20 protein-coding genes are annotated in these 18,511 nt (G+C 46.9%); 11 read left to right on the plus strand and 9 right to left on the minus strand.

The window, feature by feature from the left end; all coding sequences use genetic code 11:
- The coding region (locus tag ACK5NH_RS10345; protein WP_416919836.1) for a S8 family serine peptidase at positions 1-1,355 on the minus strand (1,355 nt) is incomplete at its 3' end.
- Between the two features lie 293 nt (positions 1,356-1,648).
- Here ACK5NH_RS10345 and ACK5NH_RS10350 point away from each other — a divergent pair.
- The 4 genes from ACK5NH_RS10350 to ACK5NH_RS10365 are packed head-to-tail and all read left to right on the plus strand — an operon-like array spanning position 1,649 to position 4,854.
- Positions 1,649-2,491: a MipA/OmpV family protein gene (locus ACK5NH_RS10350; protein ID WP_416919838.1), complete on the plus strand. Its 843-nt coding sequence runs from the start codon at positions 1,649-1,651 to the stop codon at positions 2,489-2,491.
- On the plus strand, positions 2,481-2,900 hold the full coding sequence (locus ACK5NH_RS10355) for a DUF3019 domain-containing protein (protein WP_416919840.1): 420 nt from the start codon (positions 2,481-2,483) through the stop codon (positions 2,898-2,900). Before ACK5NH_RS10350 ends, ACK5NH_RS10355 begins: the two co-directional genes overlap by 11 nt.
- A complete protein-coding gene (locus ACK5NH_RS10360) occupies positions 2,897-3,613 on the plus strand; it encodes a response regulator transcription factor (protein WP_416919842.1) in 717 nt (238 codons plus the stop codon). The genes ACK5NH_RS10355 and ACK5NH_RS10360 overlap by 4 nt, the downstream gene beginning before the upstream one ends.
- Positions 3,614-3,624: 11 nt before the next feature.
- Positions 3,625-4,854, plus strand: coding sequence for a sensor histidine kinase (locus ACK5NH_RS10365; protein WP_416919844.1), 1,230 nt, complete (start codon positions 3,625-3,627; stop codon positions 4,852-4,854).
- A 14-nt stretch (positions 4,855-4,868) separates the two neighbouring features.
- On the opposite strand, the gene rlmC is transcribed toward ACK5NH_RS10365, so the two are convergent.
- The 3 genes from rlmC to ohrR all read right to left on the minus strand — a co-directional run bounded on the left by rlmC (position 4,869) and on the right by ohrR (position 7,957).
- Positions 4,869-6,023, minus strand: coding sequence for a 23S rRNA (uracil(747)-C(5))-methyltransferase RlmC (gene rlmC, locus ACK5NH_RS10370; RefSeq protein WP_416919846.1), 1,155 nt, complete (start codon positions 6,021-6,023; stop codon positions 4,869-4,871).
- 179 nt (positions 6,024-6,202) lie between these two features.
- On the minus strand, positions 6,203-7,378 hold the full coding sequence (locus tag ACK5NH_RS10375; protein WP_416920014.1) for a glycerol-3-phosphate dehydrogenase/oxidase: 1,176 nt from the start codon (positions 7,376-7,378) through the stop codon (positions 6,203-6,205).
- A gap of 81 nt (positions 7,379-7,459) precedes the next feature.
- A complete protein-coding gene (gene ohrR, locus ACK5NH_RS10380; RefSeq protein ID WP_416919848.1) occupies positions 7,460-7,957 on the minus strand; it encodes a hydroperoxide resistance transcriptional regulator OhrR in 498 nt (165 codons plus the stop codon).
- A gap of 129 nt (positions 7,958-8,086) precedes the next feature.
- Between ohrR and ACK5NH_RS10385 the strand changes: the two genes are divergently transcribed.
- The 3 genes from ACK5NH_RS10385 (at position 8,087) to ACK5NH_RS10395 (ending at position 10,448) form a co-directional block, all read left to right on the plus strand.
- A complete protein-coding gene (locus ACK5NH_RS10385; RefSeq protein WP_416919850.1) occupies positions 8,087-8,512 on the plus strand; it encodes an organic hydroperoxide resistance protein in 426 nt (141 codons plus the stop codon).
- A 227-nt stretch (positions 8,513-8,739) separates the two neighbouring features.
- Positions 8,740-10,164 (plus strand): cytochrome C biosynthesis protein, encoded by a 1,425-nt coding sequence (locus ACK5NH_RS10390; RefSeq protein WP_416919852.1) that lies wholly within the window; start codon positions 8,740-8,742, stop codon positions 10,162-10,164.
- Positions 10,165-10,262: 98 nt separating this feature from the next.
- Positions 10,263-10,448 carry a hypothetical protein gene (locus ACK5NH_RS10395; RefSeq protein ID WP_011621607.1) on the plus strand — a complete coding sequence of 62 codons (186 nt, stop codon included), beginning with the start codon at positions 10,263-10,265 and terminating at the stop codon, positions 10,446-10,448.
- A 117-nt stretch (positions 10,449-10,565) separates the two neighbouring features.
- On the opposite strand, the gene ACK5NH_RS10400 is transcribed toward ACK5NH_RS10395, so the two are convergent.
- Genes ACK5NH_RS10400 through ACK5NH_RS10410 form a run of 3 tightly spaced genes read right to left on the minus strand, consistent with a single transcriptional unit; the run spans position 10,566 to position 11,848 of the window.
- Positions 10,566-10,856: a hypothetical protein gene (locus ACK5NH_RS10400; protein ID WP_011621606.1), complete on the minus strand. Its 291-nt coding sequence runs from the start codon at positions 10,854-10,856 to the stop codon at positions 10,566-10,568.
- Positions 10,857-10,916: 60 nt separating this feature from the next.
- A complete protein-coding gene (locus ACK5NH_RS10405; RefSeq protein WP_416919855.1) occupies positions 10,917-11,441 on the minus strand; it encodes a class I SAM-dependent methyltransferase in 525 nt (174 codons plus the stop codon).
- Positions 11,438-11,848 (minus strand): hypothetical protein, encoded by a 411-nt coding sequence (locus tag ACK5NH_RS10410; RefSeq protein WP_416919857.1) that lies wholly within the window; start codon positions 11,846-11,848, stop codon positions 11,438-11,440. Before ACK5NH_RS10410 ends, ACK5NH_RS10405 begins: the two co-directional genes overlap by 4 nt.
- Before the next feature lie 502 nt (positions 11,849-12,350).
- Between ACK5NH_RS10410 and fccA the strand changes: the two genes are divergently transcribed.
- From fccA to ACK5NH_RS10425, 3 genes are all read left to right on the plus strand, one after another.
- Entirely contained in the window at positions 12,351-14,141 is a 1,791-nt protein-coding gene (gene fccA / locus ACK5NH_RS10415; RefSeq protein WP_416919858.1) for a fumarate reductase flavoprotein subunit FccA, read from the plus strand.
- Between the two features lie 245 nt (positions 14,142-14,386).
- Entirely contained in the window at positions 14,387-15,376 is a 990-nt protein-coding gene (gene ldhA, locus ACK5NH_RS10420) for a lactate dehydrogenase LdhA (RefSeq protein ID WP_416919860.1), read from the plus strand.
- A gap of 67 nt (positions 15,377-15,443) precedes the next feature.
- Entirely contained in the window at positions 15,444-16,181 is a 738-nt protein-coding gene (locus ACK5NH_RS10425; RefSeq protein ID WP_416919862.1) for a dienelactone hydrolase family protein, read from the plus strand.
- An 83-nt stretch (positions 16,182-16,264) separates the two neighbouring features.
- Here ACK5NH_RS10425 and ACK5NH_RS10430 read toward each other — a convergent pair whose 3' ends face one another.
- Both ACK5NH_RS10430 and ACK5NH_RS10435 read right to left on the minus strand, forming a co-directional pair.
- Positions 16,265-16,810 carry a DUF3332 domain-containing protein gene (locus tag ACK5NH_RS10430; RefSeq protein WP_416919864.1) on the minus strand — a complete coding sequence of 182 codons (546 nt, stop codon included), beginning with the start codon at positions 16,808-16,810 and terminating at the stop codon, positions 16,265-16,267.
- Positions 16,811-17,057: 247 nt separating this feature from the next.
- Entirely contained in the window at positions 17,058-17,603 is a 546-nt protein-coding gene (locus ACK5NH_RS10435) for a mechanosensitive ion channel domain-containing protein (protein ID WP_416919866.1), read from the minus strand.
- A gap of 101 nt (positions 17,604-17,704) precedes the next feature.
- Here ACK5NH_RS10435 and ACK5NH_RS10440 point away from each other — a divergent pair, with 101 nt between their 5' ends.
- Entirely contained in the window at positions 17,705-18,448 is a 744-nt protein-coding gene (locus tag ACK5NH_RS10440; protein WP_416919868.1) for a spermidine synthase, read from the plus strand.
- Positions 18,449-18,511: the final 63 nt, after the last annotated feature.

Genomic DNA, 18,511 nt, shown 5'->3' on the forward strand with positions numbered 1-18,511 from the left:
CAAGGTGATGCGTGGTCAATCAGACCAAAATATTCTTTATAACCCGCTGGTTGGCCTGAGTTACCCGCCGCCACCGCGACAGAAATACCGGCTTCGCGAGCAGACAAGAAGGCTAATTCCACATCATCTACCCAAGGGTTTGAATCTTGGCCACCGATGGAGAAGTTGATGACATCAACGCCATCGCTGATTGCATCTTCAATACCGGCAATCAGCGCCTCACCTGGACAACCTGCATTCAGCTGGTTATCCGGATGACACACTTGGTAAGCGACGATGTTCGCATGGGGCGCGACACCACTCATGCGCGGGAACAGATTCGGTTTAATCACAGCGCCATCGGAAACGGCTTTGCCACCTTCTGGGCTAACATAATCCACATCCAGCAGCACGTTACCCGCTGCGGTTGAGGCAACGTGTGAACCGTGGCCTTGATAGTCTTCACCTACGGCAGGGCGAGTCGCACCATAAACACCGCTGGTAAAGTTATCGGTAATAACTGGGTATGAGCGAACGCCAATTAACTTGTCGTTACACATGGTCTCAAAACCGCTCTTGGTACAGTCACCTACGTAGTTACCGGCGCCCCAAGGGTTGCTGTGCTTATAACCATCGTCACCGACAGCGGCAAATGAGCGGTGATCTGAGTTAATCCCGGTATCGACGATACCAACAATAATCCCCTCACCTTTGTAAGGCACGGCCTCTGTCGCTTCACCCGACCAAATCTTATCGGCTTGGATAAGCTCAGGGCCCGCATCCGAGAATAGCTCATAGTTTTTCGAGCGACGTACCGAAGACACATTGGCTAACTGAGACACGCGCTGCGCCTCTTCCTGTGTCATCGCCATCGAGAAACCGTTCACCGCATTAGTAAATTGTTGGCGAACTTGGCGCGCACCGACGGTCGATTGAATGTCAGCGATCACTTGTCTTTGGCTATCGAGTAAGCGGCTACGGTAGTTCTTTACTGCACTACTTGCAGGTTGTCCGGCAACGAATAATTTTTGGCTTGACGATTTCGCAACGGTTTTGCTGGCGTTGCTGCTAGCAAACAGTTCCGTACTCACTTGTGCCAGTGGTTTTTGGTTTAAGCGAACGATGTAGATCTGCTCACCGGTCAAACCTTCCTCATATTCGAATTTGTTAGCTTGAGGGGTAATTTGAAGGTTGAGTCCAACCCCTTGTGCCGAATCATCGATCTCGGCTTGGGGAGCATTTAACTTTGCAATTTGTTCTGGTGTTAACTGCAAACCTTTAAGTTGATGTACATCGCCTATGCTAGCAGCAGCCTGCATAGCACCAGCACCATAAAGGGCGGCAGCAATAGTACAAGTTAGTATTTTAAGCTTCACTTTGCTTTCTCCATTATTGTTATCGCAAGCCGTTTATCACGGACAAGCTGCCTAGCGGCCAACCATCTAAGCACTCAAGCTGGAGAAAACAGTAACACTTTTACGTAGCATTTTGTACAATTTGATAACACACAAAAAACACAAAACTCACACACTCCTTTGCAGACAAAGATGTAGCATTTTGTAGCACTATGAATAATTATGCTTAAATTCTGTGAACAAAATGATAGGCTGAGGCTCGTCTTAATGCGGTTTAGCAAAGTATTTGAACAACATTGGGGATTATCTAAGAAGTGACAGTTAAGGTTAAAAAACGATTCTTACTGCTCGCACTACTACTAAGTCAGAGTGCCGCGCTGCAAGCTAAAGAAATTGAAACAGTTTCCGCCGGAGACTGGCAGATTTCCCTTGCCGCAGGTTATGGCGCACTCGAAAACCCAAGGGCTAAGGTGGAAAACATCAGCACTTGGATACTGCCCACTTGGTATTATTACGGTGAAAACTTTTATGTCGAAAACTTCACCTTAGGTTACAGCCTGTACGAATCAGATAGCTTTATTGTCGACGTGCAGACGCGTTTTAATGAGGATGGTTTTTTCTACGAATTCGATGGACTGAATAAACTATTACTGAGTGATATTTTAGGTTACACCCCAGTGAAACAGCCCATTAATCCTAAAGTCGTCAAATTCGAGGAAATTGAACGCAATCTTTCCTACCTAGGTGGACTCAACGCCACTTGGGTGACTCCCTATCTCGATGTCAGCCTAGGTTACTTCCATGATATTACTGGGGTTCATCAAGGTAACGAGATCCAAATTAGGCTAAAACGCAGTCAGGCGTTTTCTTGGGGCGCATTAGGCTTTGAAGTCGGTGCCATTCGAAAAAGTGAGAGCCTCGTCAGTTACTACTACAAGCTCACTAAAGAGGAAGAAGGCCCACTGCATCCCAAATACACCCCCTCTGCCGCCATCAATTATCATGCTCGCACTGTGGTTAATGTGCCCATTTTCGACAGCGTTAATTTTGTGGCGATACTCGAATATACTTGGCTAGGACAAGAAATCACTGACAGTGTATTAATAGATAAAGCTGGCTATATTTCTGGATTTGTTGGAATTAGCTATGACTTCTAAGGCGTACCATTCCAATTCTGTGTGGCTCATCTACTGCACCTATTGCAGTTTAATTCTCGCCTGTTTCGTGAGTCTATCTTCCTTTGCTGACGAACTAAAGATTACACCAAATACTTGCGCGGTCACCCTCGAAAAACCCGATTGCCATTTAGACTTACTCATTGAATATCAATCGGATATTCCACAGTCGCTCTGTATTTGGTTAACCACAGAATCAGTGGCTATCGCCTGCTTTCAAGATAAACTCGATTTTAAATACCAAGTACAACTCACCTTAGCGAAAGACACCTTATTCGAACTTAGGGATCCTAAAAGCAATAACTTAGTGACTACGGCGTTAGTCAAAGTCGCTAAGTTTGAACCCGCCAATCCCAGAAGACGTCGTGGACTGAGCTGGAACTTATTATGACAAGCGCGCCAATGCCTGAACCCCTATTGCAAATCCTACTGATTGAAGACGACCAACCTCTTGCCGAGCTGGTCTGCACTTATTTAACCCAAGAGGGCTATAAGCTTATCCATTTGGACAATGCTGAAGATGCGCTCATTCGCCAAGATACCGATGATTTTGACCTGATTATTTGCGATGTCATGCTCCCTGGGCAGGATGGTTTTAGTATCTACCCGCAGCTGGCGGCAAGTTATCCCTGCCCAATTATTTTCCTGACGGCGCTCGACAATCATGCAGATCAAATTCGTGGATTAAATTTGGGCGCCTGCGATTACTTACTCAAACCTGTGGTTCCACCTCTGCTCCTAGCTCGAATAAAAGCCAATCTACGCAAACAACAATCCAGCAGCAGCCGCAGTAAGCTCAAGTTACACAACCTCTATTTAGACCCCAACCTACAGCAAGTTAACCTAGGTGATGAAGCCTTATCCTTCACCACCAAAGAGTTTTCTCTGCTGTGGATCTTCGCCCTGCATGCCGGCAAAGTCTTGTCTCGAGAGTTTTTATTCGAACAACTCGTCGGCCGTGAATATGACGGTTTAGACAGGGCCATAGACTTAAAAATCAGCCGCCTGCGTAAACGCTTAGATGAGCTCAATGTGCCAGGATTAGCCATTACGACTATTCACGGAAAAGGCTATTTATTCAATTACTTACCAAAAAAAGGCTAGGTTTAACCGGAATGAAATTTCAGTTCTACCGCTTGTTTATTTTTTTATTGTTGTCCTGCGGATTAGTGATCTGGAGCTTTGGTGAACTCGCCGAGCATTTTGCCCATGATGAGTATAACTACCAAATCGACGTTGACGACCTACTACAAAACTATGATAAGCAGCTTCCTAGGATAAAACGCATACCAGTTGATGCCCTGTCCCTGCCTGAAAATCTGCAATCCTCACTGCAACAAGGCGCGACTATCGCCCTACGCCATAGTAGTAATGAACTCTATTACTACCACTTAGAGAAAGATAAACAGCACATTTTGATGTTAGGCCCAGTGCAAACCTCTGCGCCCAAAGAGCGTAATACTAGTTTGATTTTATTGGGATTATATTCATCTCTGTGTTTGGTTGCTCTGTGGTGGATTTGGCCCGTATTTCGGGATCTGAACCATCTGCAACGTGCAGCAATTGAGTTTGGTCAATCCCCGCGCAAACGCCCCAACGAAGTCCATAAACACTCGGCTATTTTCCCGCTGGCCAAAGCCTTTAACAGTGTTAGCCACCAAATTGTCGACTTTGTACAAATGCATAAGGAATTATCCCGCACTATCTCCCACGAGGTACGTACCCCCTTAGCTCGGATGCGTTTTGCTCTGGAAATTATTCGGCCACAAATCGATGCTAATTATGCTAACCGATTAAACGAAGATATTGATGATATTGAACAACTCGCGGCAAATTACCTGTCCTTTGCCCGCCTAGAACATAAAGAAGAAACCTTAAATCAAGAATCTCAATCCATTGAATTATTTATGGAAAAGCTGGCTCATAAATATGCTATCTACCAGTCTAAGTTCAATATTGTGTTTCACTATGAACCGCTGCAGGCCCATTTCGACCCCATTGCCATGACGATTGCGATTCAAAACCTAGTTCAAAACGCCATGCGCTTCGCAAGCCATGAAATCCATGCCCACTTCTATCAGGAAAACGGTATAAATCGTATCAGTGTCGAGGATGATGGTCCGGGATTTGAAGGCAAAGGCAAAAAATTGGTGGCCGCCTTCGAACGGGATAGCCAACAGAGCGATACCAGCGGTTATGGTTTAGGGCTGTATATAGTCAAAAAAATTGCCACTTGGCATTATGGTACGCTGAAATTAAGCCGCTCAAAGACCTTAGGTGGCGCCGAAATCAGCATAATCTGGGACGATGCCTTAACGCCCAAAGCCGATACTGACGCCGAGTAATTGAGTGCTGAGGTTTAGTCTTTTACTAATAAGGCTAACACTTCGAAATGATCCGAGTGAGGAAAGAGATCGAACAACTGTACCTTAGTTAACCGATAACCACGAATATGGGCAAGATCCTTGGCAAGAGTTTTAGGATTGCAACTAGAATACAAAATCGCCTTAGGCGCAAACTCACTTAAGGCATGGCACAGGGACTCACCAATCCCGCGGCGCGGTGGATTAACGATAATCAAATCGGGCTTCGTTTGCGCCGCCTCGCCCTTGGCAAAGTCGGTAGAATCTAGCGCCATAAACTGTACTTTATCCAGCCCCATCTGCTGCGCCGACATCTTAGCGCAGGCAATGGCCTCGGCTTCAATTTCAATCCCCGTCAGCGGAATATCCTTAGTCGCACAGTGCAAACCAAAGCCGCCCACACCACAAAATAAATCCCAAAGGGACTTAGGCGCAAAGTCAGCCACCCACTCACGGGCGGTTTGATACAGCTTTACCGCCACCTGCGGATTGGTTTGAAAAAAGCTTTTTGGGCGAATAAACAAAGGTACATCGTTAAAGCGCTCTTCGAGGCGAGTGTTTTCGGTGAGGAAAATCTCCTCTTCACCCTCCAAGATAGCCATATGAACAGGTTGCAAATTGACTGAGACGACTTTGATCTGCGGATATTCAACCATCAACGCAGGCAATTCACGCTCAATACGGGCGATAGCATCCCGCGAGCGTAGCACAAACCGCAACATATACTCGCCACGCACTTGGCTGCGCGTCAGTAGGATAAATTTAAGCTCGCCCTTGGCTTTATCGACACGGTAAGGCGGAATGCCCGCCTGCTGTACAAAGCGCTCTAAACGGTGGAGTAAGGCTTGCATATCAGCAGGATACAACAGACAGTCACACAGGCTCACCGCTTCGCCGCTGGGGCTAACAATCCCCAACACGGGGGTGTGAGCAGCGCCCAGCGCCACCATTTTGGCCTTGTTACGAAAACCGCTGCTGTCACCCACTACTGGCGGCAACAATTGAGTGTGAGTGTTATCGACAAAAGGAGCTAACAATTGCTGCAATTCTTGGGTTTTCGCCGCCAATTGTTGCGCCATAGGTTGCTTAATATGGCGACAGGATTGGCATTGGCCTCGTTCAAAATACCCACATTGTACTAATGTACTCACAGCATCGTACCCACAGCAGTTCCCGTCTATCTTATCTATTGAGATGGCGAGTGAAATTTGGATGACAACTCAAGCCTAACAAACACAACTAAGACCTCAGTCAAAAAGCGCCACACTTTAGCGTTTTTATGCCGAAAAATCACCTCGAAGTGCAGCATCAAGCCCTTGTATGGGCTAAATTAACTTAATCTCAGGCTATCCACATCGGCTTTAGTAGTACGTTTCCCGAGTTTTTGTTCAATCCACTCAAGCACTTCTGCTGAAGTACTCCTAAAGGTAGTAAGTTTTCCACCGTATAGACTCAGCAGCCTTGGATGAGAAACAGAGGTTTGCATTAACGTGTCCCGTGGGCGCTCAAAGGCGGAGTTCGCCTGTTTGGGTAGAGCTCTCACCCCGCAAAAGGTCTGCACTATCTTCGTTTTAAGCTCGTCAACCGAGGGAGACAGCGGAAAGTAATGGCGATATATCCCTAAGAGATAATTCATTTCTGACTCAGTGACTTGGGGCGGTGAATCTAGGGAAGTCAGCTCAGTTTCCGTGGTGCCAATCAGCATTTTGCCATACCAAGGCATCACAAAAATCACCCGCTTATCGAAGCAAGACTCTAGGTATAAGATGCCTTCGGGAGCGGGTAAATCAAGCAGCAGATGCGCGCCCTGCACCCAATCAAGCTCAACCCCTGCCAGTGGCGGTGTGACTTTCGCAATCACCTCATTGACCCAAGGGCCTGCGGCATTTATCACTAATTTAGTGTCTATCTGTTGGACTGCGCCGCGATGACGAAAACTCAGTTCAATCAACTCACTCATATGATTAAGCTGCAAAAACTCCGCCTCAGCATAAATATGAGCGCCCAACGACTCTGCACTACGCGCCACCGCCTGGGTAAGCAATTTATCGTCGGTTTGCGCATCCCAATATTGGAACACCGCCTTTAAACCTTGGAGTTTAAGCCCGTTAAAACGATGCCAATGCACGGCAGGTATCGACACAAAGCGGCCAAGCGGGTCAAATTCACTTAACAGTGCGTACAGACTCAAGCCCGCCCGAATCGTCCACGGATTGCGTTGGCTATCTTGATAGACGGGAATATAAAAAGGCACAGGTTTGACTAAGCTTGGCGCGAAGTCGAGTAAATGGCGCCTCTCCAGTAGTGATTTACGCACTAAGTTCAATTGACCACTTTCGAGATAACGTAAACCTCCGTGGATCAACTTGCTAGAATTGGCCGAGGTTTGGCCACCAATCTCGCCTTTTTCGATAAGTAAGGTTGAATATCCGGCCGCCGCAGCGTATTGGGCTATGCCCACACCGCTGATCCCACCGCCGATAATCGCAATGTCGTATGTACTCATACAGGCTTTACCCATCCCTACACCTTGATGACTTGTTTATCCATGTCTCCAATCCTTTGCCGTATATCTTGGGCAATCACACTATTCGATACTGGCGTGCAATTGTTTTAACGCTTTGTCACACATGGCTTTTAGTGCCTTAAAATCATCAATTTCTGCGCCAATTTTACAGCGCATCAGATGCGGGATCTCACTCGCCTCGAGCTTAAGCGCCTGCCCAACGGGGGTCAAAGACAGCACTCGAACCCTTTCATCCTGTTCGCTGCGCCCACGGCTCACCAAGCCCTTCGACTCTAAACGTTTTAACAGAGGCGTCAACGTCCCCGAATCGAGGAACAATTTATCCCCTAAGGTCTTCACGCTGATCCCCTGCTCCTGCCACAAAACCAGCATAACCAAGTACTGGGGATAGGTTAAATCTAGCTTATCTAGCATAGGTCGATAGGCACGCACCATAGCATTAGCGGCACTGTAAAGAGAGAAGCAAACCTGATTCTCTAAACATAAGGCATTGTCTATTTGGGCATTTTCAGCTGAATCCTGTGATTTTGCTGAGGATGATAACTCTGAATTAGGCATAGTCGATCCAAAAAACTTAAATATATTGCGCACAATATACTTGCATTCATTGTAAAGATCGAATTATAGTTCATCACAATTGAATTGCGCGCAATTTAAATTACTATTTATCACTATGAGGAACGAAATATGAAAACATTATATGAAACCCAAGCTACCGCCAGAGCCGGTCGCCAAGGCCAAGTCAGTACCGATGATGGTTTACTCGATGTTGCGCTCGCCTATCCAAAGGCGATGGGCGGAAGTGGATTGGCAACCAACCCTGAGCAACTGTTCGCAGCGGGTTATGCAGCCTGTTTCTCTAATGCAGTTTTGCACGTTGCCAAAATCGGCAAGGTGGCCATTACTGAAGCGCCAGTGAGTGCTGTGGTTGGCATTGGTGCCAATGATGCGGGTGGCTTTGCCTTAACCGTCGCCCTAGAAGTGAATCTAGACCTTCCCCAAGCCGAGGCCGAAGCCCTAGTGCGTCATGCCCATCAAGTGTGTCCTTATTCCAACGCTACGCGTAATAATATCGATGTAAAACTGAGTGTTAATGGCGCGACATTAAACTAAGCCCCATAAAACAATAGACACAGCAGACCAAAAAGCACCTCAGGGTGCTTTTTGGATATATGCCGCTAAATCCCACAAGTGTAAACCTGCCTCACTTCCCAAAAAACCGCTAATCGCGAGTTAACTAACATTTCTTAATGCTTAATTTAATCAAGGGGATTGAATTCAGTAGAGTAGTAGTCAGAGAACCGTCTAAACACTAATAACCCCACGATTGTGGAGGCACTATGACTAAATACTTAACCAAATTTGCTCTGCTATGCTCCTTAGCACTGGCCATGTTGAGCACACCGAGTTGGGCCGAAACGCCCAATAACCCGGACCAAACTTGGCACTATGTGAATGCCCAAGGGGAGCTTAAAATCAAGCTCTACTTCTTTTGGTCAAAAACCTGCCCGCACTGCGCCGAGGCTCACCCCTTTATCGACTCACTGCCACAGAAATACCCTTGGATAGAACTCGAATCCCATATGGTTTCTGCCCCAGGCGTGCAGGAAATTTGGCAAGGTATCGCCACTAAGACCATGACAGAGGCTCGCTCTGTGCCTTATATGGCGAGCTGCGAAAAAGCCATTGTTGGTTACTCCAGCGAGGCGGTGACAGGTGAGTTTCTGGTGAATCGCTTGAAGAACTGCTACTTATCCCTTGGCGGTCAGCTGAGCGAAGCGGATATGCCGACAAAGGGAGCGGCGACAACTGCGCCTTCCAATAGTGAACCCCTCTTTGGCACCTGTGGAACCGACTCTGGCGAAGGTACCTGCGATGCAACGAGCCTAACAAGTACCGACCAAGCCGAAGTGCAACCCGTTGAATTACCGCTTGTGGGTGTGGTTACACCTGAGACTATGTCACTCCCCTTGTTGACCTTAGTACTCGCGGGCGTCGATGCCTTTAACCCCTGCGCCTTCTTCGTCCTGCTGTTTTTGCTGTCGATTATGGTTAACGCTAAGAGCCGCAGCCGTATGCTATTAGTCGGCGGGATCTTTGTGTTCTTCTCCGGCTTTATTTACTTCCTGTTTATGACGGCCTGGCTAAATATCTTCCAACTATTAGGCGCAGGTAGTGATGGCGGGATGATCATCTTGGCCGCGGGGATCTTAGCCTTGATCGCAGGCACGATAAACGTGAAGGATTATTTCTTCACCAAGGGGGAAGTCACCCTCTCTATGTCGGCGGAAAACCGCACAAGTCTTATTAAACGTATGGGAAAACTGTCGAATTCCAGCAGCTTAGGCGCGCTGATTGTCGGCTCGACAGTGCTGGCTATTTTAGCGAATGCCTACGAACTGCTCTGCACCGCAGGCTTCCCGATGATTTACACCAGTGTGCTATCCATGCATAATCTGCCGGACATTGAGCGCTATATGTATTTGGTTTTATACAATATTGTTTATGTGATCCCACTGGCGATTATTGTAATAGTGTTTAGTGCGACCTTAGGTAAACGCAAACTGACAGAAAAAGAAGGTCAAGCACTCAAGCTAATGTCGGGCGTGATGATGTTTGGTATGGGTGTCGCACTAGTGTTAGATCCGACCGCGCTACAGAGTGTAGGACTGGCACTGGGGTTAATTCTAGGTTCATTAGGGGTAACCGCCATCATAGTACTCAGTCGTAAGTTACTCACGACAAAAGCGAATAAAGCGGTATAAGCAATAGCGGGGTTTTGAATTGGCAAACTTGGGATAAAGGACTAAAGTAAGACCTGAGCTTGCCGATACAAAGACTCAGCTTACAATTGAGGTTAGTTATGTCTATTTCACTGAACACCCAAGCTATCACGCCTAACTTAGAAAATGGTGCCGTTGGCGTTAAAGTGGCGCAGTTAGCCAAAGAGCAGCAAAAGGCGGAAGGTCAAATTGCCGTTGATTTGATTAACGCTGCAACACCTCAACCCGTGGGAAATACTGGCCACAATATCAACACTACGGCCTAACCCACCCGCAATGTATTGATAAAAAAGCGCCCCGAAGTTCGGGGCGCTTTTTTGTTTAAGGCATTTGAGTGGAGTTAAGCCATTTGAACGGACTAATTAGATCTACCCGACTCTGCCCTAAGAAAAGGCATTACCATTGACATGCATAATAGTGAATGTCCACACCACAAACGCGAGTGGAATATGCACTAAGGCGTAGAAGCATTGATCCAGCCGACTCATTCCCTTGGCCAGCCAAATCAAATACAGATGCAGGCCAATCACCACAGGGAACAACATAAATAATGGATACAAGGCAAAAGGGCTGGCATCGGCTAATAGGCTGTGACTCAACAGCGCCCAAGCCACCATCAGCGCCGTGGTTAAAGGTGGCGTGGCAACACGATACTGCTCTGGATACGGGAACATCCTGGCCTCTTACACTTCTTCAATACTGATATGGTCAGTCGCCCAGCGATGGGGTGACGTCTAGGGTTTTCGAGCGATCAGCTGCGCCTTGGCACTTTCAGTACCTGCAGCATCGCTTAACCGACCTTCAAAGTAATGCAAAGGTTGCCAGTTAGCAAATACGGATTGCAGTTCGTTCTCTGTCAGTAAAAAGTCAGGGTTGCGAGGTCGACCAATTTGCGCCTGTTGCCAAGTAAAGGTCTCATACACAATCAGTCCACCGGACTTTAAGCTCGCAGTGATTTGCGGAAACAGTGGTCGATATAAGTAATTAAAGACTAATACAATATTAAAAGACTCTTGGGGTAACGGAGGCGCGCTGCCGTCTTCTAAATTCCACTGCCATTGATGTGCTTTGTCGTGTGTCAGCTTGGCTAAGGCACCCAAATCCTGGTCGATAAAGGTCACTTCACAACCTTGGGAGAGAAACCACAGACCATTTCGGCCCGAACCACAGGCTAAATCCAATACCTTAAGCCCTGTAAGCTCAGGCCATGAAAACTGGGTAATTAAGCTTGAGGCGGTGCTGAGTGTGGCGTGTGTCATCCCTTTATCTCTTTTTTAGTATCTATCTGTTTGCGATGCACAATCGAATAGTGCCTTAGCCCCGATGGGCCATGGGATACTACCACAGATAAAAATAACACTAAGATAAACAGTTCTGGCTTATAGTTGGCAAGCGGCACAAACAGGCAAAGCAGCCCTAATTTCCCGAGGGTTAACACGCCCTTGAGCTGAATTAACCAACGCCAATCTCGACTAATTTCCCACAACATCAATATGCTGCCGGTAATCATCGCCAGATACCAATAATTGAGCCATAGGGATTTCTCAACGGAAAGTAATATTCCGCCGCCCGCTCCAGCAATCCCCAATATATGTAAAGCTCTTAGGGTTGTTTTACTCAGCCGCTGTACCCAAAAACGTCTTTCAGACATCTGCTGCCTTGGCATAGATTTAACCCCTCAACACCACTAAAGTAACAATTTGGAAAAATATATTATATTTTATCAAAAAACACTGGTGACATTTCATTATTTACGGAATACTCACAGGATAAATATTCGAATATTTACACTAAACAATTAAATCGAAAATATTCTATAAAATTAGCATGTTAAAATAACAACTTCGTACAAGCCATTATTTTCCCACAATTATTCAGCAATGATAATTTAGCCCATCAAAATATGTTAACTCACGCAAGTTATACCGTATTCACTGAGTGATTAACTTCAATTTCGTTAATATTTTCAGCCATATTGCACATTTCAAATATGTAATTTTCGTTGTAACAATCGTTATGTGACCCAAGTACGCATATACCTCTTTAGATAGTGGTAACTTTGTTCATGGAGAATACTCTAAAAGTGCGTGAGCTACGTAAAATATAAATATCACGCCATGATGAATAACCCTTATTAAGTAGATGAAATGTACGGCGGAGGAACTATTATGTTCACAAGAAAGATTCAAAAAACAGCACTAGCCATGCTGATCTCTGGTGCAATGGCGGGCACAGCCTATGCCGCGCCAGAAGTACTAGCCGATTTTCACGGTGAAATGGGCGGCTGCGATAGCTGCCACGTATCAGACAAAGGTGGCGTGACTAACGACAACCTGACCCATGAAAACGCCCAATGCGTTAGCTGCCACGGTGATTTAAAAGAACTGGCTGCAGCGACGCCAAAAGATAAAGTTTCTCCGCACAAATCTCACTTAATCGGTGAAATCGCTTGTACTAGCTGTCACAAAGGCCACGAAAAATCAGTAACTTATTGCGATGCTTGCCACAGCTTCGGCTTCGATATGCCATACGGCGGCAAGTGGGAACGTAAGTTTGTACCTGTTGATGCAGACAAAGCGGCTCAAGATAAAGCCATTGCAGCTGGCGTAAAAGAAACTACTGACGTTGTCGTCATCGGTTCTGGTGGTGCAGGTCTTGCTGCCGCAGTTTCAGCCCGTGATGCTGGCGCCAAAGTGATTCTGTTAGAAAAAGAACCTATCCCAGGTGGTAACACTAAACTGGCTGCCGGTGGTATGAACGCCGCAGAAACTAAGCCACAGGCTAAGTTAGGTATCGAAGATAAGAAACAAATCATGATCGACGACACCATGAAAGGTGGTCGTAACATCAACGATCCTGAATTGGTGAAAGTCCTAGCCAACAACTCTTCAGACTCTATCGATTGGTTAACCTCTATGGGTGCCGACATGACTGACGTGGGCCGTATGGGTGGCGCAAGCGTGAACCGTAGTCACCGTCCAACGGGTGGTGCGGGTGTTGGTGCTCACGTAGCACAAGTGCTGTGGGACAATGCTGTTAAACGTGGTACTGACATTCGCTTAAACAGCCGTGTTGTACGTATCCTTGAAGATGCAAGCGGAAAAGTGACCGGTGTTTTAGTGAAAGGTGAATACACTGGTTACTATGTGATCAAAGCCGATGCCGTAGTCATTGCTGCAGGTGGTTTTGCGAAAAACAACGACCGCGTAGCTAAGTACGATCCTAAGTTAAAAGGCTTTAAAGCGACTAACCACCCTGGCGCGACTGGTGACGGCTTAGACGTTGCACAGCAAGCGGGCGCGGCAACTCGCGACTTAGAATACATCCAAGCTCACCCAACTTACTCACCAGCTGGTGGTGTGATGATCACCGAAGCGGTCCGTGGTAACGGTGCGATCGTGGTTAACCGTGACGGTAACCGCTTCATGAACGAAATCACTACCCGTGATAAAGCGTCTGCTGCGATTCTGCAACAAAAAGGCGAAAGCGCTTATCTGGTATTCGATGACTCTATCCGTAAGAGCTTAAAAGCCATCGAAGGCTATGTTCACTTGAACATCGTTAAAGAAGGCAAAACCATCGAAGAGTTAGCGAAACAACTCGATGTGCCCGCCGCTGAACTGGCGAAGACCGTCACTTCTTACAACGGTTTTGTGAAATCAGGTAAAGACACACAATTCGAACGTCCAAACCTGCCACGTGAAATCGCGACAGCGCCTTTCTATGCCTTAGAAATCGCACCAGCAGTACACCATACTATGGGTGGTATCGTGATCGATACTAAGGCCGAAGTGAAGAGCGAAAAAACAGGTAAACCTATTGATGGTTTATATGCTGCTGGCGAAGTTACTGGTGGCGTTCACGGCGCTAACCGCTTAGGTGGTAACGCCATCTCTGATATCGTGACCTACGGCCGTATCGCGGGTGCATCTGCCGCAAAATACGCTAAAGATCACTAGTATCAAACGTTTCTAGGTTAAGGGACTAACCTTAGGCTCACATAGCACGACCCATGAGAGCCCAGCTTGAATAATCAAGCTTATCTGTACAAGCGAGCCGTCAGGGGCTCGCTTTTTTTATGGTTTTTTGTGCAATTGATGACAAAGCTCACTCTTTTTATGGGGCAAATTCATCACCAGAGGACAAATGTCGCCGAGTCACATACACTCAGTGCCAGTAACAATGTAACCCTTAGGTGATTGAAATGAGAATTGGATTTTTTAGCGCAAAACACTACGACATGCAGCATTTTAACCGTACAAATGCCGCATTTGGTGCGCAAATTGAGTATTTCGATTATCGCCTCTGTATGCAAACCGTTAAGCTTGCCGAAGGTTTTGAGGTGGTGTGCGCCTTTGTTAACGATTCCCTCTGTGAAGAAGTGCTGGTCGAGCTCGCCAAAGGGGGCACTAAAATCATCGCCATGCGCTGCGCAGGTTTTAACAATGTCGACTTGGTCGCTGCCAAACGCTTAGGCATGCAAGTGGTCAACGTGCCCGCCTATTCCCCCGAATCCGTGGCCGAACATACCGTCGCCTTAATGCTGACCTTAAACCGCAAAATTCATAAAGCCTACCAACGTACCCGTGATGCTAACTTCTCCCTCGAGGGTTTAGTCGGTTTCAACATGTTCGGTAAAACCGTTGGTGTGATAGGCACAGGCAAGATTGGGCTCGCTACGATTAAAGTACTACTCGGTTTTGGTTGTAAAGTAATTGCCTTCGATCCATATCCAAATCCCGCAGTAGAAGCGCTCAATGTGGAATATCAGGATCTCGATACTATTTATGCCAACAGCGATATTATCAGCCTGCACTGCCCACTAAGTGCCGATAACCACCATCTGCTAAATAAAGAAAGCTTTGCCAAGATGAAACCCGGCATGATGGTGATCAACACTAGCCGCGGTGGCCTGCTCAATGCCTTCGATGCAATGGAAGCCTTAAAGCTCGGCCAAATTGGCTCCTTAGGGCTGGATGTGTATGAAAACGAAAAAGAATTGTTTTTCGAAGACAAGTCGAACCAAATCATTCAGGACGATGTGTTCCGTCGCTTATCTGCATGCCATAACGTGATTTTTACCGGTCACCAAGCCTTCCTCACCGAAGAAGCATTAGGCGCAATTGCCCACACAACCCTGAGCAATGTCAAAGCTCTACTCGCGGGCGAGCGTTCTGGTAACGAACTGTTTTAACTGACAGAACAATACCTGACTGCTAAAGTGAGGCTTCAACATTGAAGCCTCAAAGAGGAAACTAAATATGTTAGTGACTCAGCAAACTCAGGATATCAACACGCCCACAGGGCCGATGCGCACTTATGTCTATCGCCCAGATGCCCCAGGGCAATTCCCCTGTATTCTCTTCTATTCTGAGATTTTTCAGCAAACCGCGCCCATAGCCCGTACCGCAACTATCCTCGCAGGCCATGGTTTTGTGGTGTTAGTGCCAGAAGTATTCCACGAGCTAAATCCGATAGGCACAGTGCTGGCCTACGACGATGTGGGTAAAGATAAAGGCAATGCCGATAAATTTGCCAAGCCCTTAGAGCAGCACGACAGCGACACCCAAGCCCTTATCGATTTTGCCCGTCAGCAGAGTTATTGCACCGGTAAGGTTGGCAGTATGGGCGTGTGTATTGGCGGCCACTTAGCCTACCGCGCCGCACTCAATCCCGAGATTTTAGGCGCCTTTTGCCTCTATCCGACCGACATTCACTCCAATACCCTGCCCTGTGCCTACGGCAATGATTCACTGAGTCGCAGCGGCAATATTCAAGGGGAATTAGTGTTAGTGTTTGGCAAGCAAGACCCCCATGTTTCCCCCGAAGGGCGGGTATCGATCCACCAACAGTTGATGGCTAAAAACCGCAATTTCAGTTGGTTAGAGGTTAATGCTCAGCATGCCTTTATGCGTGATGAAGGTGAGCGCTACGATCCCGCGCTGGCGCTGCAAATGTATCAGCAGGCCGTGGCGTTTTTTCACCGTGTATTGAGATGAGATAAAACGAAAGAAAAAAGCCAACCCATTAATCAATCGTAATTAATGGGTTAGATTGTCTAAGTCCTTAAACCCCTAAGTGCTTAAACATCAGGATTGGTCTGCCCTTGTAAACGGCTTTGACTGTAGGCCACCAGCTCTTGATTACTCACGCGGGCAATAAAAGTATTGTCGAGGAAGAAGTCCACATCATCCCCCGATTTACGGCCCGACAATAACTGAGTGCTACCATCTTCATAGGCAAGAGTCATAGTCACAGTGTGCTCATCGGGATAGGCTATTTGCGCCTGAGTCAGTTTAACGGGCGCCGATTTCAGCTCATCACTCACATGGGGATTCACCTTAAAAATCGCGTCCACTGGCATATCAACTACCGCAGGCGATTTATCGGTGATCGGATTCTTACCCGTCCAAAACTCGATACTGTTAACAATAAACAGATCGCCCGTCGCAGCCAGACCATACACAGGGCTTAACAGAATAAATAGACCCGCGCGGCCATAACGGTTGTCCACGGCACTTAAGTTGCCCTTAGTCACCATTTGGCTTAAGCCCATTTGTCCCATACAACCCGTTAATTGTGTGGTTAACAGCGCGCCAATCGTCACAGCTAAGAGTTTAGATTTCATGAGGTTTTCTCCAATTCGTCAAAAACAAAAACACGAATTCTAAGGATTAGACAGGGCTAAACCGTGCGACGGGACACAAACCAAGGTAAATAAAGGGGTGCGAATGTAAGTAAGAGCACTGATTTTGTTATGAAAAACTCACCAAGAAAGTAAAGCTCACGGGAAGATAATAAATCTAATAACTTAGCCATGCGCCGACAACAGTTTGCTAATAAATGTATTGCTGCGGCGCACCTGTGGGAGGGGATTACTCGAGATCAAACCGCTTTTTGCCATCCTGCAGCGCCTGACGCTCGGCAAGAGGTGCCTGATCCGCCAGTTTCAACACTGCCTTTTGCAGCATCAAATTGTTGGGATAAGTGATGGTATCGCCATTGTCCCTGAGGATAAGCACATGAAATAGCGCGATTTCAATAATCACTCCGCTAATATCCTCATCCTTATCCACCACCCGAATGCGTTCACCAATTCGATACGGAAACACAAAAAAAATCAGCACTCCTGCGGTTAAATTACTCAGAATCGACCACTGAGCGACTAAGGCGACCCCCATCACCGCAAACGCAGAAGAAACAAACAGCGACACGTCCTGATAACCCAAACCAAGGGACACAGCCATCAAAGACAAGGTGATAAAAAACATCACATAGGAAATAAACCGAGTAACAAGGCTGGTACGGGCGGCGCTCACCTGCTTCATCAATGAGAGTTTTTTCACCCATTGAGTTAAGGCACGCTGCAAAAAGAGAAACACCGCAAGATAAATACAGGCAAGCAGGATTTGATTTGTCATAATAGCCACTTAAAAAACGAAACCAGCTGAATTCTAACTTTTTTGCATCTGCAGTTATAGAGTCCACAAATCAGCCCAACGCAAATAGAGTAATAAGTACTATGGCCGACGCCACTTTGCTACACGAAACCCAAGATGCCCTAGGACCGATCCGCGTGCTCGACTATGGTGATACCCGCGTGCTGTCCTTTGGCGACAACGATGAGCAGAGCAAAATTCTTAAAACCGCCCCGCATATTCCGCAGCATACTTATGTGCAAGGCATGCTACTGGTATTGTTATTTTGCAAACCGAAAAGCGCCATCGTCCTCGGCCTTGGCGGCGGCGCACTTATTCATGCTCTGCGTCGCTTCGATGCCGCTATTAAGCTTACTGCGGTTGAACTTCGCCCCGCAGTGATTGAACTGGCCAAGCGTTATTTTCAGTTACCTATTGGCAAAAAGCTTAATCTTATCAACGAAGATGCCGTAGCCTTTATGGCATCGGCCGAACATAAAAAAGTCGATGTGATTTTTGCCGATATCTATAGCGCTAAGGGTGTCGACACGGGACAACTCTCGGCCAGCTTCCTTGAGCAGTGCACACAACTGATTAAACCCAATGGCTATTTAGTATTGAACTGCTGGAAGGAACACAGCCAAAATCGTGAGTTACTCGCCGATCTACAACACCACTTTGCCCATGTGCATGCCTGCCTAACCAGCGGTGGAAACTGGGTAATATTTGCCAGCCAAACACCGCAACCGTTGGGCGCATCGGCGCTGAAAAGTCAGGCGCAAACCCTGTCACAACAACTGGATTTTGCCCTTGAGCGTTCACTGACTCGTTTTGGCCCTTGGATTTAAGATTAATCTCAGTCAAATGGCTTAAATTAGTTAACCCTAAGACTCAGCTTTGCTATGCTTCTC

The sequence above is a fragment of the Shewanella sp. genome (assembly GCF_047975355.1).
Classification (GTDB): domain Bacteria; phylum Pseudomonadota; class Gammaproteobacteria; order Enterobacterales; family Shewanellaceae; genus Shewanella.

What these genes read in the sequence shown, in the direction of transcription:
- ACK5NH_RS10355 (WP_416919840.1), top strand. Translation starts at nt 2,481, where the DNA reads ATGACTTCTAAGGCGTACCATTCCAATTCTGTGTGGCTCATCTACTGC.
- ACK5NH_RS10360 (WP_416919842.1), top strand. Translation starts at nt 2,897, where the DNA reads ATGACAAGCGCGCCAATGCCTGAACCCCTATTGCAAATCCTACTGATT.
- ACK5NH_RS10365 (WP_416919844.1), top strand. Translation starts at nt 3,625, where the DNA reads ATGAAATTTCAGTTCTACCGCTTGTTTATTTTTTTATTGTTGTCCTGC.
- ACK5NH_RS10375 (WP_416920014.1), bottom strand. Translation starts at nt 7,378, where the DNA reads ATGAGTACATACGACATTGCGATTATCGGCGGTGGGATCAGCGGTGTG.
- ohrR (WP_416919848.1), bottom strand. Translation starts at nt 7,957, where the DNA reads ATGCCTAATTCAGAGTTATCATCCTCAGCAAAATCACAGGATTCAGCT.
- ACK5NH_RS10385 (WP_416919850.1), top strand. Translation starts at nt 8,087, where the DNA reads ATGAAAACATTATATGAAACCCAAGCTACCGCCAGAGCCGGTCGCCAA.
- ACK5NH_RS10390 (WP_416919852.1), top strand. Translation starts at nt 8,740, where the DNA reads ATGACTAAATACTTAACCAAATTTGCTCTGCTATGCTCCTTAGCACTG.
- ACK5NH_RS10395 (WP_011621607.1), top strand. Translation starts at nt 10,263, where the DNA reads ATGTCTATTTCACTGAACACCCAAGCTATCACGCCTAACTTAGAAAAT.
- ACK5NH_RS10400 (WP_011621606.1), bottom strand. Translation starts at nt 10,856, where the DNA reads ATGTTCCCGTATCCAGAGCAGTATCGTGTTGCCACGCCACCTTTAACC.
- ACK5NH_RS10405 (WP_416919855.1), bottom strand. Translation starts at nt 11,441, where the DNA reads ATGACACACGCCACACTCAGCACCGCCTCAAGCTTAATTACCCAGTTT.
- ACK5NH_RS10410 (WP_416919857.1), bottom strand. Translation starts at nt 11,848, where the DNA reads ATGCCAAGGCAGCAGATGTCTGAAAGACGTTTTTGGGTACAGCGGCTG.
- fccA (WP_416919858.1), top strand. Translation starts at nt 12,351, where the DNA reads ATGTTCACAAGAAAGATTCAAAAAACAGCACTAGCCATGCTGATCTCT.
- ldhA (WP_416919860.1), top strand. Translation starts at nt 14,387, where the DNA reads ATGAGAATTGGATTTTTTAGCGCAAAACACTACGACATGCAGCATTTT.
- ACK5NH_RS10425 (WP_416919862.1), top strand. Translation starts at nt 15,444, where the DNA reads ATGTTAGTGACTCAGCAAACTCAGGATATCAACACGCCCACAGGGCCG.
- ACK5NH_RS10430 (WP_416919864.1), bottom strand. Translation starts at nt 16,810, where the DNA reads ATGAAATCTAAACTCTTAGCTGTGACGATTGGCGCGCTGTTAACCACA.
- ACK5NH_RS10435 (WP_416919866.1), bottom strand. Translation starts at nt 17,603, where the DNA reads ATGACAAATCAAATCCTGCTTGCCTGTATTTATCTTGCGGTGTTTCTC.
- ACK5NH_RS10440 (WP_416919868.1), top strand. Translation starts at nt 17,705, where the DNA reads ATGGCCGACGCCACTTTGCTACACGAAACCCAAGATGCCCTAGGACCG.